The sequence below is a fragment of the Vibrio owensii CAIM 1854 = LMG 25443 genome (assembly GCF_000817815.1).
Lineage (GTDB): Bacteria > Pseudomonadota > Gammaproteobacteria > Enterobacterales > Vibrionaceae > Vibrio > Vibrio owensii.
This window is the reverse complement of record NZ_JPRD01000118.1, coordinates 1-210: the sequence shown is the minus strand read 5'-3', so window position 1 is coordinate 210 and position 210 is coordinate 1. Positions and strand designations below refer to the sequence as shown.

Genomic DNA, 210 nt, shown 5'->3' with positions numbered 1-210 from the left:
AGTGTCCACACAGATTGATATGGTTTAGATTTCAGAGCAAAGATTGGTTCTGCATAAAATGCTGAAGCGATTTATGTGGGGCTATAGCTCAGCTGGGAGAGCGCTTCGCTGGCAGCGAAGAGGTCATCGGTTCGATCCCGATTAGCTCCACCACTAGCTACATTGTTTCTGCTTTTAGCAAAACAACCTACAGTGTCCCGTTCGTCTAGA

At 46.7% G+C, this 210-nt stretch carries 1 tRNA gene; it reads left to right on the top strand.

The window, feature by feature from the left end:
- The first annotated feature begins 77 nt into the window (after positions 1-77).
- Positions 78-153: transfer RNA gene (locus tag H735_RS29570), tRNA-Ala, on the top strand.
- The last annotated feature ends 57 nt before the right edge of the window (positions 154-210 follow it).